General features: G+C 72.9%; 9 protein-coding genes. 3 read left to right on the plus strand and 6 right to left on the minus strand.

Annotation, left to right across the window (positions count from 1 at the left end; all coding sequences use genetic code 11):
- Positions 1-426: 426 nt before the first annotated feature.
- Positions 427-990 (minus strand): MarR family winged helix-turn-helix transcriptional regulator, encoded by a 564-nt coding sequence (locus AC3ET4_RS16960; protein WP_431950110.1) that lies wholly within the window; start codon positions 988-990, stop codon positions 427-429.
- Positions 991-1,106: 116 nt separating this feature from the next.
- On the opposite strand from AC3ET4_RS16960, the gene AC3ET4_RS16965 reads away from it, so the two are divergent.
- Positions 1,107-2,354, plus strand: a complete 1,248-nt coding sequence (locus tag AC3ET4_RS16965) for an MFS transporter (protein WP_431950112.1) — start codon at positions 1,107-1,109, stop codon at positions 2,352-2,354.
- A 7-nt stretch (positions 2,355-2,361) separates the two neighbouring features.
- Here the strand turns inward: AC3ET4_RS16965 and AC3ET4_RS16970 are convergent, their stop codons facing one another.
- Complete coding sequence (locus tag AC3ET4_RS16970; protein ID WP_431950114.1) at positions 2,362-4,011, minus strand: ATP-binding SpoIIE family protein phosphatase; 1,650 nt, start codon at positions 4,009-4,011, stop codon at positions 2,362-2,364.
- 117 nt (positions 4,012-4,128) lie between these two features.
- On the minus strand, positions 4,129-5,502 hold the full coding sequence (locus AC3ET4_RS16975; protein WP_431950116.1) for an NAD(P)/FAD-dependent oxidoreductase: 1,374 nt from the start codon (positions 5,500-5,502) through the stop codon (positions 4,129-4,131).
- 292 nt (positions 5,503-5,794) lie between these two features.
- Here AC3ET4_RS16975 and AC3ET4_RS16980 point away from each other — a divergent pair, with 292 nt between their 5' ends.
- Both AC3ET4_RS16980 and AC3ET4_RS16985 read left to right on the plus strand, forming a co-directional pair.
- Positions 5,795-6,511, plus strand: a complete 717-nt coding sequence (locus tag AC3ET4_RS16980) for a TetR/AcrR family transcriptional regulator (protein ID WP_431950118.1) — start codon at positions 5,795-5,797, stop codon at positions 6,509-6,511.
- Positions 6,512-6,624: 113 nt separating this feature from the next.
- Entirely contained in the window at positions 6,625-8,421 is a 1,797-nt protein-coding gene (locus AC3ET4_RS16985) for a sigma-70 family RNA polymerase sigma factor (RefSeq protein WP_431950120.1), read from the plus strand.
- A gap of 22 nt (positions 8,422-8,443) precedes the next feature.
- Here the strand turns inward: AC3ET4_RS16985 and AC3ET4_RS16990 are convergent, their stop codons facing one another.
- The 3 genes from AC3ET4_RS16990 to topA form a co-directional block, all read right to left on the minus strand.
- Positions 8,444-9,142, minus strand: a complete 699-nt coding sequence (locus AC3ET4_RS16990; RefSeq protein WP_431950122.1) for a DsbA family oxidoreductase — start codon at positions 9,140-9,142, stop codon at positions 8,444-8,446.
- Positions 9,143-9,918: 776 nt separating this feature from the next.
- Positions 9,919-13,017, minus strand: a complete 3,099-nt coding sequence (tmk, locus tag AC3ET4_RS16995; RefSeq protein WP_431950124.1) for a dTMP kinase — start codon at positions 13,015-13,017, stop codon at positions 9,919-9,921.
- Between the two features lie 80 nt (positions 13,018-13,097).
- On the minus strand, positions 13,098-15,983 hold the full coding sequence (topA, locus tag AC3ET4_RS17000; protein ID WP_431950126.1) for a type I DNA topoisomerase: 2,886 nt from the start codon (positions 15,981-15,983) through the stop codon (positions 13,098-13,100).
- Between the last annotated feature and the right edge of the window lie 115 nt (positions 15,984-16,098).

Genomic DNA, 16,098 nt, shown 5'->3' on the forward strand with positions numbered 1-16,098 from the left:
GCTTCCTTCGAGACCGTCTCACCGGCCCCTCCGGGCTTTCCCTTCGTTGTCTCCAGCTTAGCAGATCCGATTTCCTTCTCTGCCACCCTCTGGAGGGGGTTCCGCCTTCCGGCTTTCGCTTTCCGGCTTTTCCGACTCTATCAGACCGTTTCCGTCCTGATCCCCAGTCAGCGGGGCTCGTCTTCCAGGCCGTTGGGCCGTTCCGACTGGTGAGACATTAGCGGATCAATGGCGCTCGATGCCAATCGAGCAATTCCGTCGATCCTCATTCCGAAAAACGCACACACGAACGAGACGGCACGCGGCCGTTCGTGGATGTGATCTTGCGGAATGGCTGCCCGGGGCCGACCGAAGCCGGTGTTCACCGGCGGGCAACCCGGAGAACATTACGGATGCCCCACACGTCTGTCAAACCGGCAGGCGGGGTCAGTCCAGATCCTGCAACCGGCCACCCGCGTCGGGCTGGTCGGCCTCGACACGGCGGAGCAGACGGGTCAGCAGGTCGCCGAGGACGTTGCGCTCGTCGGCTGCGAGGTCCTGGAGGAGATCCGCCTCGAAGACGGAGGCCATACGCATCGTCTCCAGCCACTTGCCGCGGCCGAGGTCGGTGAGCTCGACGATGACGCGGACGCGGTTGCTCTCGTCGCGCTCCCGGGTGACCAGGCCTTCCGAGACCATGCGGTCGATGCGGTGGGTCATGGCAGCGGGGGTGAGGCCGAGCCTCTTGGCCAGGTCGCCGGGGCCGAGGCGGTAGGGGCGGCCCACGACCACAAGGGCCTTGAGCACCTCCCATTCGGCGCTGGTGATGCCGACGGCCGACAGGTGCCGGCTGTAGCCCACGTTCATGCGGCGGTTGAGCCTGCCCAGCGCCGTGACGATCTTCTCGACCTGGGGGTCCACCTCGGGGTACTCGCGCTGGTAGATCGCGATCTGCTCATCGAGATCCAGCTCCTGTGGGGTGCCGGCGGGACCTTCGGCTGCACTCGTCATGGCAGGAGTGTGCCATGAAACCCGTTCGACCTAAAGGCTTCCGGCATGTACTGTTTAGCTTCGAAATTTAAACTTGAAGTCTTCAAGTTCAAGGACTACTGACCTAAGGGGTGAGTGTGACCACCGCGATGGGCGCCGCGCTGCGCCGGATCCAGCTGGGCAACGCGCTGAGCGCGTTCGGCAACGGCTTCACCGTTCCGTTCCTGTTCGTCTATGTGGCCCAGGTACGGGATCTGGGAGCAGGTACGGCAGGTGTGGTGCTGTCCGCGTTCGCCGTCGCCGCGCTCGCCGTTCTGCCGTTCACCGGTCGGGCGATCGACCGGAGCGGCCCGCTGCCCGTGGTGCTGGCCGGTGCGCTGGCGGCGGCGGTGGGCGCCATGGGCTTCGGGCTCGCCTCGAGTGCGCCCCTGGTGATCGCCGCCTCCGCGGTGATGGGCGCCGGCATCGCCGTGATGCAGCCGGCGCTGGCCACCCTCATCGTGTGGTGCTCCACGCCGCGTACGCGGTCACGGGCGTTCGCGACCCAGTTCTTCCTGAACAACCTGGGGCTGGGCGTCGGAGGACTGCTGGGCGGGCTGCTGGTGGACACCTCGCGGCCGGGCTCCTTCACCCTGCTGTTCTCCGTCGAGGCGGCGATGTTCGTCGTCCTCGGTGTCGTCGCGGCCTCCGTACGGCTGCCGCGGCCCGCGCGCGTGGAGGGGGCGCCGGCGCAGAAGGCGGCCGGGGGCTGGCGGGCGCTGCTCGCCGACCGGGCGATGGTGCGGTTGTGCGTGCTGGGCGGGGTGTTGTTCTTCGCCTGCTACGGGCAGTTCGAGTCGGGGCTGTCGGCGTACGCGGTCGAGGTGACCAAGGTGTCGCCGGCGACGTTGGGCGTGGCCCTCGCGGCGAACACCGCTGCGATCGTGGTGGCGCAGTTCCTCGTCCTGCGGCCGGTGGAGCGGCGGCGGCGCAGCCGGGTGATCGCGGCGGTCGGTCTGCTGTGGGCCGTGGCATGGGTGTTCGCGGGTCTGTCCGGGCTGACGGGCTCCGCGCACGGGCTCGCGACGGCGATGCTGATCAGCACCTATGTGCTGTTCGGGCTCGGCGAGGCGATGTTGTCGCCCACGGTGGCGCCGCTGGTGGCGGACATGGCCCCGGAGCGGATGGTCGGCCAGTACAACGCGGCGTTCGCGCTGGTGAAGCAGCTGGCGCTGGCCGTGGGGCCGGCGGTCGGCGGGCTGATGGCGGGCAGCGGGAGGTACCCCGAGTACATCGTGATGCTCGTCGCGTGCTCGCTGGCGGTCAGTGTGCTCTCGGTGCGGCTGGGCCGACGCCTGACGGTCGGACAGGACGCGCCGATGCGGGAGCCGGTGCTGGCGGCCTGATCCTCCGTCAGTCGGGGAGGGCGAACTCGCACCACACCGCTTTGCCACCGCCCGGGGTCCGCCGGGATCCCCAGGCGGAGGCGATGGTGGCGATGATGGAGATGCCCCGGCCGGCCTCGTCGGCCGGTTCGGCGCGGCGGCGGCGCGGCAGGTGCTCGTCGCCGTCGGTGACCTCGACGATCAGGCGCCGGTCGGTACGCCGCAGCCGCAGCCGCATGGGCGGGACGCCGTGCTGGAGCGAGTTGGCGACCAGTTCGCTGGCGGCGAGGACGCCGAGGTCGACGAGTTCGACGGGGAAGCGCCACGAGGTCAGCACACCCTGGGCGAAGGCACGGGCGCGGGGGGCCGCCTCGATGCCGCCGAGCAGTTCCAGGGAGGCGCCCCGGAACAGCTCGGAGTCGTTGCCCTCGCGTTGGGGGTACTGCATGACGAGCACGGCGACGTCGTCGGCGTGCTCGGAGGTGACGCCGAGGGCGCGCAGCAGGCGGTCGCAGATGACCTGGGGGCTGCCGGTGGCGCCGGACAGGGCGTTCATCAGGGCGGAGACGCCCTCGTCGATGTCCTCGCCGCGGCGCTCGATGAGGCCGTCGGTGTAGAGCACGGCGGTGGCGCCCGTTCCGAGGGGGACGGAGCCGGAGGTGTGGATCCAGCCGCCGGTGCCCAGCGGGGGGCCGGTGGGTTCGTCGGCACGGCGGACGGTGCCGTCGGCGTCGCGCACGACGATCGGCAGATGGCCGGCCGACGCGTAGGACAGCCGTCCCTCGCTGGGGTCGTGGACGGCGTAGACGCAGGTGGCGATCTGGGTGGCGTCGATCTCGGCGGCCAGGCCGTCGAGGAGCTGGATGACCTCGTGCGGAGGCAGGTCGAGGCGGGCGTAGGCGCGGACCGCGGTGCGGAGCTGGCCCATGACGGCGGCGGCGCGGACGCCGCGGCCCATCACGTCGCCGATGACGAGCGCGGTGCGGCCGGCGCCGAGCGTGATGACGTCGTACCAGTCGCCGCCGACGGCGGCGTCCTTGCCGCCGGGCTGGTAGGTGGCGGCCACCCGCAGGTCGTCGGGTTGTTCGAGCTCCTGGGGCAGCAGGCTGCGCTGGAGGGTGACGGCGGTCGCGTGCAGGCGGCGCTCGCTCTCGCGGAGGCGTTCGGCGGACTGCACCTGGTCGGTGACGTCGGCGGCGAAGACCAGGACGCCGCCGGTGTCGCCCCCGTCGTTCACCGGGACGGGGCTGCAGGTGAGGGTGAAGTAGCCCTGCCGGGTGGCGGTCGAGACCTTGCGTGCCTTGACGGTGCGCGGCTTGCCGCTGCGGAAGACCTGGTCCATCAGGGGGAGCAGGCCGAGTTCGGCGAGTTCGGGGAGCGACTCGCGGGCGGGCTCCCCGGGGGTGCGGGGCCCGAAGACCTCGGCCCAGGCCTCGTTGACGTATCCGAGGTGGTGGGTGGGCCCGTGCGTGACCGCGATGAGGGCGGGCAGCCGGCCCAGCACCTCGCGTACGGGGAGGGCGTCGAGGGTGTGCGCCGGCGCGCCCGGTTGCTCGGCGGACTCCCCGCGCGCCGCGGGAACCGCTCCGCCGGACGGGGGTTCGGCATCGGCGGCCGCCGCCTGGGCGTTGCGTCGTTGTGTTCCGGGGAGCCGGGCGCTCCAACGCGTGAGGTTCAAACGTCCGATTCCTCGTATGTGTCACTCTTTGCGGGTGCTGGCGCACGGTTGGTCACATGGACCAGTGTGGCCGACTCACCGCTCCGGGGGAATCGGCCACCGCATCCGCACTGGCGGTCAGGGCGCGTCGGGCTTGCGTCCGGTCTCCGCGGCGAGCTCGAACTCGGCACGCGGGTGCTCCAGCGAGCCGAGCGAGACGATCTCCCGTTGGAAGAGTCCGGACAGGACCCATTCGGCCAGGATGCGCGCCTTGCGGTTGACGGTGGGCATCCGGCTCAGGTGGTACACGCGGTGCACGACCCAGGCGGGCAGGCCCGTGAGCCCGCGCCCGCGGATCCGCGCCACGCCCTTGTGGAGTCCGAGCGAGGCGACCGAGCCCGCGCACACATGACGGTAGTCGGTCAGGGGCTCGCCGCGCAGGCTCGCGACGATGTTGTCGGCCAGGACCCGGCCCTGTCGCAGGGCGTGCTGGGCGTTGGGGGCGCACAGGGCATCCGGGTCGTCGGAGGTGAGGTCCGGGACGGCGGCGGCGTCGCCCGCTGCCCAGGCGTTCTCCTCTCCGGCGATCCGCAGAGCCGCGGTGCACCTGATCCGGCCGCTGCCGACGAGCGGCAGGCCGGTGCGGGCCAGCACGGGGTGCGGTGTGACGCCGGCCGTCCACACCAGGGTGCGGGTGGGCAGCCGGGAGCCGTCGTCGAGGGCGGCGATGCGGTTGTCGCAGGATTCCAGACGGGTGTTCAGGCGGATGTCGACGTTGCGGCCGCGCAGCTCCCGGATGGCGTACCGGCCCATCTCCTCGCCGGTCTCGGGCAGGATGCGGTCGGCGGCCTCGACCAGGATCCACCGCAGGTCCTCGGCCTCGACGTTGTGGTAGTGGCGCACGGCATGGCGGGCCATGTCCTCCAACTCGGCGAGGGCCTCGACGCCCGCGTAGCCGCCGCCGACGAACACGAAGGTCAGGGCCGCGTCGCGGACCTCGACGTCCCGGGTGGAGGAGGCGATGTCGAGCTGCTCCAGGACGTGGTTGCGCAACCCGATGGCCTCCTCGACGGTCCTGAATCCGATGCCGTGCTCGGCGAGGCCGGGGAGGGGCAGGGTGCGGGACACGGAGCCGGGCGCCAGCACGAGGCAGTCGTAGGGCAGTTCGAGCGGAGGGGAGCCCTCCTCCTCGGTGGCGAGGGTGGATACCTCTGCGACCCGCCTGCCGTGGTCGATGCTCCGGACCTCGCCGACGACCAGCGTGCTGCGGCGCAGGACCCGGCGCAGGGGCACCACGACGTGCCGGGGCGAGATGGAGCCGGCCGCAGCTTCGGGCAGGAAGGGTTGGTAGGTCATATAGGGCCGCGGTTGGACCACGACGATCTCCGCTTCGCCGCGTCTGAGCCGGCGCTGCAACCGCGCGGCGGTGTACATGCCGACATGACCGCCGCCGACGAGCAGGATGCGCGGGATCCCCGATGACACGCCGTACGGCCCCTCGAGTGCTGCCATCGTTCCATGAGGCAACGGGCTCTCGGGGTTTGTCCACAGGGCGTACGGCGGCGAATGGCCGAATCCCGTCGTCCGGCAGGTCACGGGCACCTTGCCGACCGGTGCGGGGCGCCGGAAAGGGGAGCCCGCGGCCGCGGTGCTCCGATCGTGCGCGGTTCCCCCCTTCATTCTTGACCAGGGCTCAACTATGTTCGTGTTCCACCGGGGTGCTCGCGCGGCGTCGTCCGCCGCCTCCCGGGGATCATGGGGTGGGGAGTCTCCGGGGGGAGACGCGATCAACCGGGGGATACACATGCATATCCAGGACCCTCAGTGGGCGGTGGCCACGACCGTCGGCGGCCCCGCGGACCCGGGCCTGCGCGGTGCAGGCGGGGGCCGTACCGCCCCGCTGCGCGTGGACGCGCAGCGCAACCTCGAACACGTCCTGCGGGCCGCCCGCGAGGTCTTCGGCGAGCTGGGGTACGGCGCGCCGATGGAGGACGTGGCACGGCGGGCCCGGGTGGGCGTCGGCACCGTCTACCGGCGCTTCCCCAGCAAGGACGTGCTGGTGCGGCGCATAGCCGAGGAGGAGACGGCGCGGCTGACGGAGCAGGCGCGCTCGGCCCTGAGCCAGGAGGAGGAGGCCTGGTCGGCGCTCTCCCGCTTCCTGCGGACCTCGGTGGCCTCCGGGGCCGGGCGGCTGCTGCCGCCGCAGGTGCTGCAGGTGCAGCCGGCCGGTGCGGCGGACGGGACGCGGGTGCCGCAGCAGCGCGGCGGGGCCGACGACGCCGCGTCGGGCGGCGGGACGACCACGCTGCTGGACGTCGTCGGGCAGCTGGTGGAGCGGGCGCGGGAGGCCGGTGAGCTCCGCGCGGACGTCTCGGTGGCCGACGTGCTGCTGGTGATCGCGACCTCGGCGCCGTCGCTTCCGGACACGGCCCAGCAGGCGGCCGCCTCGGCCCGCCTGCTGGACATCCTGCTGGAGGGGCTGCGCTCCCGCCCGGGCGCACAGGGCGTCGTCGAACACTGACGAGGCTCACCCGTGCGGGTGACGACCGGCGTCCTGGGAGCGAAACTCCCCGGACGGGTGGTTCTGATGCTTGACAGGTCGTCGGACGGTACGGGTATGTCACCGTTGCGCCCGTGGATGAAGGAAACGGAGAGTCCGGTCCGCCTGCGGAGGCGGGCGACTCCGAGGGGAGCCCGCCGGCCGGCCGCGTTCCCGGACAGCGGGAGCCGCTCGCGGAGCGCCTCCCCGAGGCCTCGGACGATCCCGGGGCGCAGCCGTCCGACGCCGACCTGGTCGCCCGGGTGCGCGGAGGCGACGACAGCGCGTACGAGCAGCTGTACCGGCGGCATGCGGCGGCCGTACGGCGCTACGCGCGCGGCTGCTGCCGCGACCGGCACACCGCCGAGGACCTGACCGGAGAGGTCTTCGCCCGCACGCTGCAGGCGATCCGCGGGGGCAGTGGTCCGGACGCCGCGGTGCGCGCCTATCTGCTCACCTCGGTGCGGCGGGTGGCCGCTTCCTGGGGCGGCACCGCCCGGCGGGAGCAACTGGTCGGGGACTTCGCCGTGTTCGCGACCGCGTCGGCCGGCGGCTCGGCGGGCGAGGGGGCCCAGGAGCCGGGCGCGGACGTGCGCGCCATGCGCGAGGCCGAACGGTCGCTGGCCGTCCAGGCCTTCCGGACCCTCCCCGAGCGCTGGCAGACGGTGCTGTGGCACACCGCGGTCGAGGAGGAGTCGCCGGGCACAGTGGCGCCGTTGCTCGGGCTGTCGGCCAACGCGACGGCCGTGCTGGCGCACCGCGCCCGCGAGGGGCTGCGCCAGGCCTATCTGCAGGCGCACGTGTCGTCCTCGCTGACCGCGGGGGAGTCCTGCGCCCGCCACGCGGACCGGCTCGGCGCGCACGCCCGCGGCGGTCTGCGGACGCGGGCCGACCGGGAGCTGCGCAAGCACCTGGAGGGGTGCGTCAGATGCCGTACGGCCGCCGCCGAGCTGGCGGACGTGAACGCGGCGCTCAAGGGGCTGCTGCCGGTCGCGGTCGTCGGCTGGTCCGGCGCCGCGTACGCGGCGAAGGCGGCGGGCGTCGCCGCGGGCGGTGCGGCGGCGGGCGCGGGCGGTGCGGCGGCGGGCGCGGGCGGCGTCGAAGGGGCCGCCGCCCCGGTGAAGATCGCCGCGACAGCGGGGCTGGCGCTCGCGGCGGCCGGTGCGGTGGTGGCGATCACCCTCGCGGGGGACGGCGGCGCACCGCACCCCCGGGCGGAGAGCAGGCCCTCGGCGGCGCCGGTCGTCCCGCCGCCGCCCGCACCGCTCCCCTCCCCCTCGCGGACCCCGACACCGTCCGTCCGGGTCCCGGAGCGGGCCACCGCCCCGGCCCCGACGGAGCCGGAGCATCCCGTCCAGCAGCCGGCGCCCGTGCCCACCGAGCCGCCGGAGCCGTCCCCGAGCCGCCTCCCACGACCCCCAGCCACGCCCTCCCCCACCCCCACCCCGCCCCCGGGGCCCGAGCCGGTGGTGCACCGGCTCAGCGGACTCCGATACGGCCTCACCGGCCGCCCGGACCAGCCCGCGATCCGGCTCGGGGACTGGGTCTGGCGGCGCTGGGACCTCGGCATCGGCGGCACGCGCTACTCCGACGGCGTCACGGTCGGCGGGCACTCCACCGTCACCGTCGCCCTCAACCGCTCCTGCACCGCCTTCGACGCCGTCGTCGGCATCGACGACGTCGCCCGGGGCCTCGGCGCGGCGCGCTTCTCCGTCCACGGCGACCACGGCCGGCTGTGGCGCTCCGAGGTGCTGCGCGGCGGTGACCCCGGGGTGCCGGTACACGTGCCGATCACCGGGCAGAGCACCCTCCGGCTGGAGGTCGAACCGGCGCGAGGGTTCCCCGCGGTGAACGTCGCGGACTGGGCGCTGTCGCGGCTCAGCTGCGGCTGAGCCGCGCCGCCGTACGGCGCGCTCAGCCCTCCGGGACCTCGCACGCGCCGTCGGCGCAGGCGTCCGCCGCGGGCACGGCCGGGGTTGCGCCGGTCTCCTCGGCGACCTGCTCCAGCACGCGCAGAAAGGTCGCGGACTCCTGGCCGCCCTGGACGGCCCACTTGCCCTCGAAGACGAAGGTGGGGACGGAGTTCACGCCGATGCCGGCGGCCCGGTCGATCTCGGCGAGCACTTCCGCGCGGCCCTCGTCGGAGGCGAGGAACTCGGCCGCGCGATCGCGGTCCAGCCCGGCCTCGGCGGCGAGCGCGGCCAGGGTGTCGCGGTCGCCGACGTCGGCGCCCTCGGCGAAGTGCGCCACGAGCAGCCGGTCCTTGAGCGCGGCCTGCTCCTTGGCGCCGTAGGCGGTCAGGGCGTGCCACAGCAGACGGTGGGCGAGCAGGGTGTTGTTCTCGATGGCGCGGTCGAAGTCGAAGGCCAGGCCCTCGGCGCGGCCGAGCTCCGCCACCCGGGCGTCCATCGCCGCGGACTGCGGGCCGAAGCGCTCGTCGAGGTAGGCGCGGTGCGGCTCGGGGGTCGTGGACTTGCCCGGGTCGAGCTGGAAGGGCCGGTAGACCACTTCCACCTGGTCGGCCTGCGGGAAGGCGGCCAGTGCCCGCTCGAAACGCCGCTTGCCGATGTAGCACCAGGGGCAGGCGACGTCGCTGTAGATCTCGACCTTCATGCTGTCTCCGTCATCCGAGCCATCAGTTGAATGCTCAAGGATGCATCGGGCCACCCTTCCCCGGCCATACCCCCTCCGGGGCCGCCGCCCTGCCTCCCGCTGCGGGGGCGTGCGGACCTCCACTCGGCGATCTTCAGAGAACGAAGGTTTGTTGAAGATCGGGATGTGGGCCCATGACGGGGAACGAAGGTGCCCGGAGCCGTCAACCCTGACGATCGTCACGATCTGGTGTTGCCGTTCGGCTCGGGTTCCTGGCTGTTCCCGCTTCTACGTTCGGGCCTCATGGAACGAGAACCGCGGATGAAGGTCCGAGCCGGTCGGCTGCTCGGCGCGTTGGCCGTCTTGGGCGTGGGAGCAGGAGTTGTCACGTGGCTGGCCCCCGGTGGGCTGGGCGAGGCTGATGCTGTCGAGGTCACGGATGGAGTTTCGGCGTCCGCGTACCGGTCGGTGGCCGGGGCGGTGGCGGATGCGCCGTCGTGGCTGGGCCCTCTCCTGGAAGTGGCCACCGAGGGCACTTTGGTGATCCTCGGAATGTTGACGAGGGGCGCCATGACCCCGGGGCCCACACGTACCGCCCGCAGCACGTGAACATGCCAGTCCAGGACGTCCAGCCCCGGAGGCGCCCCCGGCCCCCGACAGACCTGCGAGGCGCCCACTGGACGCGCCGGACGGGTCCCCCCGGCCGAAGGGTGGGGGGAGGGTGGGCGGGATGCGGAAATCCGCAACCGCCACCACACACGCCCGCACACGGCCGACAACAATCCTTGAAAAGCGCCCTACCGGGAGGGGCCCCCGTCGTGGTCGTCATCCTCGTCGCGCGGGCCGAGCAGTTCGTCCGCGAGGGAGGGGAGGTCGTCGAGGGGGGTCTCCTCGGCCCAGGAGGGCCGGGGGCGGCGGCGCCCCTCCTCCGGGACGGACGGCATCTCGCGCGTGCGCTCGTTGTCCGGGTCGTGCTGCGCCCCTTCGGGCGCCTCCGACCGGAAGATGCCGGGCGGCACGCGGTCGGCGGGGGCCACCGTCGGCAGGACGGCTGTGTCGTCCACCGCGCGAGGGGTGACCGGCGGCAGGACCGCTGTCTCCTCCACGTCACCACCCTCGGCTGAATGTGCGGACGCCGCCGGCACCGCGGGCTTCGAGAAGTCCGGGAAACCCGGCTTGACCGGCGGCAACACCGCCGTCTCCTCCACGTCACCACCCTCGGCTGAATGTGCGGACGCCGCCGGCACCGCGGGCTTCGAGAAGTCCGGAAGACCCGTCGACCCCGTCGACGCCCCCTGCGGGCGGGGCGTCTCGACGGTCTGCGTCGCGTCCTCCGCATCGATACGGGCCTGCTCGGCACGCATCAGGGCCTCCTCGGCCTTGCGCTGGCGCTCGAGGCGGCGTTCCTCGGCCTCGGCACGGAGGCGGACCTGCTCCTCGGCCTGGCGGCGCAGCCGCTCCTGCTCCTCGCGGCGGACGCGCTCCTCCGCCTCGCGGCGCGCGCGCTCTTCGTCCGCCTGCCTGCGGGCCTCCTCGGCCTGGCGGCGGGCCTCCTCTGCGGCGGCCTCCTCGGCTTCCCGGCGGGCGGCCTCCTCCGCGAGACGGCGGCGTTCCTCCTCCTCCGCCCGGAGCTTCTCCAGCTGGGCCTGGCGCTCGCGTTCGAGCCGCTCCTCCTCGGCCTTGCGGGCGGCCTCCTCCTCGGCACGCAGGCGGGCCTCTTCCTCGGCGCGGCGGCGGGCCTCTTCCTCGGCGCGGCGGCGGGCCTCCTCGCGGGCCGCGATCTCCTTCTCCGACAGGGGGAGGATCTCGTCGAGGCGGTGCCGTATCACCGTGGTGACGGCCTCCGGCTCCTGTCCCGCGTCGACGACCAGGTAGCGCGCGGGGTCGGCGGCGGCAAGGGTGAGGAAGCCGGTGCGCACGCGCTCGTGGAACTCCGCCGGCTCGGACTCCAGCCGGTCGGGCGCCTCGGTGAAGCGCTCGCGGGCCGTCTCGGGGGTGACGTCGAGCAGCACGGTCAGGTGCGGGACGAGCCCGTCCGTCGCCCAGCGGGAGATGCGGGCGATCTCGGTCGGCGCGAGGTCGCGCCCGGCTCCCTGGTAGGCGACGGAGGAGTCGATGTAGCGGTCGGAGATGACGACCGCGCCGCGCTCCAGCGCGGGACGTACGACGGTGTCGACGTGCTCCGCGCGGTCGGCGGCGTAGAGCAGGGCCTCGGCGCGGTGGGACAGCCCGCCGCTGGAGACGTCGAGCAGGATGGACCTCAGCCGCTTGCCGACGGCCGTGGCGCCCGGCTCGCGGGTGACGACGACCTCGTGGCCCTTGCCGCGGATCCACGCGGCGAGGGCCTCGACCTGGGTGGACTTGCCGGCCCCGTCGCCGCCCTCGACGGCGATGAAGAACCCGGTGGGCGCGGGCGCCTGCTCGGGGTCACCGCCGCGCAGCGCCTCGCGCAGGTCGCGGCGCAGGGGGACGCCCTGGCGGTCGTCGGTCTTGCCGAGGACGAGGGCGGCGACGGGCAGCAGCAGCGCGCCGATCAGCATGAGGGCGTACGCGGCGCCGCCGTGGTCGAAGGTGAAGTGCCCTTCGGCGAGGCGGTGGGGGCCGATACCGCCGGCCAGCAGGGGAGCGCCGACGGCGCCGACCGCCATCAGCAGGAGCGCGACCGCGTGCAGGTGGTCGGTGGCGCGGGCCCGTCCGGACTCCTCGGTCTCCTGGTCCACCAGGACATGGCCGGTGTTGGCGGTGATGCCGGCCGCGACGCCGGCGAGCAGGGCCAGCAGCAGCACGGCCGTCGGGTCGGGCACGATTCCGCTCAGCAGCAGGGCCAGACCCGTGACGGCGATGGCGAGGGCGAGCAGACGGCGCCGGGAAAGGCCCGGCAGGGTGCGCGGGGCGATCCTGATGCCGAGCACGGGGCCGGCGGTGAGCGCCAGCACGAGGAGGCCGAAGCCCACCGGACCGCCGCCGAGATCGGCTGCATGCAGTACGGCGAGCGCGACGGCGGCGGCGATGGCACCGGCGACGGCGGCGGTGCCGAACACGAGCAGCGGCACGGCGCCGGTGCGCCCGCGGTCCTTGCCGCGCAGGCCCCGCAGGGGGGAGCGGAGGGTGGCGGCCTGGTCGCCCGGCAGTTCGAGCAGGTACAGGACGGCGCCGGAGGCCGCGAACAGCCCCGCGGCGACGTAGGAGGCGAGGGCGGCCTGGTGGGCGCCGAACCAGTCGACGCCGAGGCCGATCAGGTTGCCGACGAGCGTGACGACGACCAGGGTCGCGGCGGCGAACGGGAAGGCGACGAAGCTGGTGCGCCGGTCGAGGCGGCGCAGCGCGTCGAGACGGTCGGGCAGCGGGCGTACCGTTCCTGCACCGGGTGCGGGCGCGGGCAGCAGGCCGGGGGCGGCGCCGTCCTTGGCGACGGTCCACAGCCGTTCGGACACCCCGGTGACGAAGACGGTGACCAGCAGCCAGGCGACGGCGTCGTCCGGCACCCAGTCGATCCACAGCGGGGCGACGATCAGCAGCGCGAGGCGTACGAGGTCGGAGCCGATCATCGTCCACCGGCGGTCGAGCATGCCGTCGGGCCCGGTGAGGGAGCCCAGCGGGCCGAGCAGTACCGCGCCGAAGAGCAGGTCGGCCAGCAGGCGCGCGGCGAAGACGGCCGCGACGGCGAAGGCCACACCTCGGTAGCCACCGCCGAAGGACTGGGCGCCCACGACGGCCTGCGCCGTCAGGACGACCAGGACCAGCAGGGAGAGGCGGTCGCCGATGGTGCCGCTCAGCTGAGCGCCCCACAGCCTGCGCAGCGGCGGGATCTTCAGGAGCGCGCCCACGGCGCGCTGCCGCGAGTCGGCTTCGAGTGCGTCGGCGAACGTGTCCGTTGGCTGCTCGGATCGCGTCATTACGCCAGCCTATCCGGACACCTTGTCGTGCCGGAGAGCGCCTGCCGGGACCGGTACCGGCCTGCGGCTCCCGTCCGGTGCTACTCGGCGGACTCCGCGGCCGAGGCGGCGGGCTTCTTAGCCGTCGTCTTGGCGGCCGTCTTCTTGGCGGCCGTCTTCTTGGCCGTGGTGGTCTTGGCCGCCGTCTTCTTCGCGGCGGTCTTCTTCACCGCCGTCTTGGCCACGGTCGTCTTGGTCGCGGTCGTCTTCTTCGCCGGGGCCTTCTTGGCGGCGGTCTTCTTCGCCGTCTTCTTGGCGGGGCCCTTGGCCCGCTTCTCGGCGAGCAGTTCGTAGCCGCGCTCAGGCGTGATCGTCTCGACGTCGTCGTCGCGGCGGAGCGTCGCGTTCGTCTCGCCGTCGGTGACATACGGGCCGAAGCGGCCGTCCTTGACGACGACAGGGCGCTCGCTGACCGGGTCGGTGCCCAGTTCCTTCAGCGGGGGCTTGGCGGCGGCCCGGCCGCGCACCTTCGGCTGGGCGTAGATCGCCAGGGCCTCGTCGAGGGTGATCGTGAAGAGCTGCTCCTCGCTCTCCAGCGAGCGCGAGTCGGTGCCCTTCTTCAGATACGGGCCGTAGCGGCCGTTCTGCGCGGTGATCTCGACGCCCTCGGCGTCGGTGCCCACGACGCGCGGCAGGGACATCAGCTTGAGGGCGTCCTCCAGCGTCACCGTATCGAGGGACATCGACTTGAAGAGGGAGGCGGTGCGCGGCTTGACCGCGTTCTTGCCGGTCTTCGGGGTGCCCTCGGGGAGGATCTCGGTGACGTACGGGCCGTAGCGGCCGTCCTTGGCGACGATCTGGCGGCCGGTCGCCGGGTCGGTGCCCAGCTCGAAGTCGCCGCTCGGCTTGTTGAGCAGCTCCTCGGCGAGCTCGACGGTCAGCTCGTCCGGCGGCAGGTCGTCGGGGACGTCGGCGCGCCTTCCGGTCTCGCCCTCGGCCTCGCCGGACTTCTCGACGTACGGGCCGTAGCGGCCGACGCGCAGCACGATGCCGTCGCCGACGGGGAAGGAGGAGACCTCGCGGGCGTCGATGGCTCCGAGGTCCTCGACCAGTTCCTTCAGGCCGCCGAGGTGGTCGCCGTCGCCGTTGCCCGCGTCGGCGGCGCCGCCGACCGGGGTGTCGCCCTCTCCGAAGTAGAAGCGGCGCAGCCACGGCACGGCCTGGGCCTCGCCGCGGGCGATGCGGTCGAGGTCGTCCTCCATCCGCGCGGTGAAGTCGTAGTCGACGAGCCGGCCGAAGTGCTTCTCCAGCAGCCCGACGACGGCGAAGGAGAGGAAGGACGGCACCAGGGCCGTGCCCTTCTTGAAGACGTAGCCGCGGTCGAGGATGGTGCCGATGATCGACGCGTAGGTCGACGGACGTCCGATCTCGCGCTCTTCCAGCTCCTTGACCAGCGAGGCCTCGGTATAACGGGCGGGCGGCTTGGTGGCGTGGCCGTCGGCGGCGATGTCGCGCGCCGTGAGCGCGTCGCCCTCGGTGACGGCCGGCAGCCGGCGCTCGCTGCTGTCGAGCTCGGCGTTGGGGTCGTCGGCGCCCTCGACATAGGCCTTCATGAAGCCGTGGAAAGTAATGATCTTGCCGGAGGCGGAGAACTCGACGTCCCTGCCGTCGGCGGCACGGCCGCCGACCTTGACGGTGACGGACTGGCCGACCGCGTCCTTCATCTGGGAGGCGACGGTGCGCATCCAGATCAGCTCGTAGAGGCGGTACTGGTCGCCGGTCAGGCCCGTCTCGGCCGGGGTGCGGAAGCGGTCGCCCGAGGGGCGGATCGCCTCGTGCGCCTCCTGGGCGTTCTTGACCTTGCCGGCGTAGACGCGGGGCCGGTCCGGCAGGTAGTCGGCGCCGTAGAGCTGCGCGACCTGGGCCCGGGCGGCGGCGACGGCGGTCTCCGACAGGGTGGTGGAGTCCGTACGCATGTAAGTGATGAAGCCGTTCTCGTACAGCTTCTGGGCGACCTGCATGGTGGCCTTGGCACCGAAGCCGAGCTTGCGGCTGGCCTCCTGCTGCAGCGTCGTCGTGCGGAAAGGCGCGTACGGCGAGCGGCGGTACGGCTTGGACTCGACCGAGCGGACGGAGAAAGCGGCGCCCTCCAGGGCGGCGGCGAGGGCGCGGGCGGCGGCCTCGTCCAGGTGGAGGACGTTGGCGCCGTCCCTGAGCTGCCCGTTCGCACCGAAGTCGCGGCCCTGCGCCACACGCTTGCCGTCGACGGCGTTGAGCTTGGCCCCGAAGGTGCCGGGGTCGGTGGCGTCGCCGGCCCGTCCGGTGGCGAAGGTCGCGGAGAGGTCCCAGTACTCGGCGGAGCGGAAGGCGATGCGCTCACGCTCGCGCTGGACGACCAGCCGGGTGGCGACGGACTGGACACGGCCGGCCGACAGCCGCGGCATGACCTTCTTCCACAGCACCGGCGAGACCTCGTAGCCGTAGAGGCGGTCGAGGATGCGGCGGGTCTCCTGGGCGTCGACGAGGGTCTGGTTCAGTTCGCGGGGGTTGCGGACGGCTTCCTGGATGGCGTCCTTGGTGATCTCGTGGAAGACCATCCGGCGGACCGGGACCTTGGGCTTGAGGACTTCCTGCAGGTGCCAGGCGATGGCCTCGCCCTCGCGGTCCTCATCTGTGGCGAGCAGGAGTTCGTCGGACTCCTTGAGCAGGTCCTTCAGCTTCTTGACCTGGGCCTTCTTGTCCGCGTTGACGACGTAGATCGGCTGGAACTCGCTGTCGACGTTGACGCCGAGCCGCGCCCACGGCTGGCCCTTGTACTCCGCCGGCACTTCGGCGGCCCCGTTCGGGAGGTCGCGGATGTGCCCGACGCTGGCCTCGACGACATAGCCGGGGCCGAGGTAGCTCTTGATCGTCTTCGCCTTGGCAGGCGACTCGACAATCACGAGTCGGCGGCCGCTGCCCTGTGCGGTCTCGCGGGTCGGGGACAACTTCGCTCTTCTCTCCGGGTCGAAGGTGGTCTCGCTGCGGAGTGTGACCGTACATCCCGGTCCCGTGTCAAACGGGAAAAGTCCGCAACGCCACTCGAACGGTAACCCGACAAGC

This window comes from Actinacidiphila sp. bgisy167 (assembly GCF_057707665.1).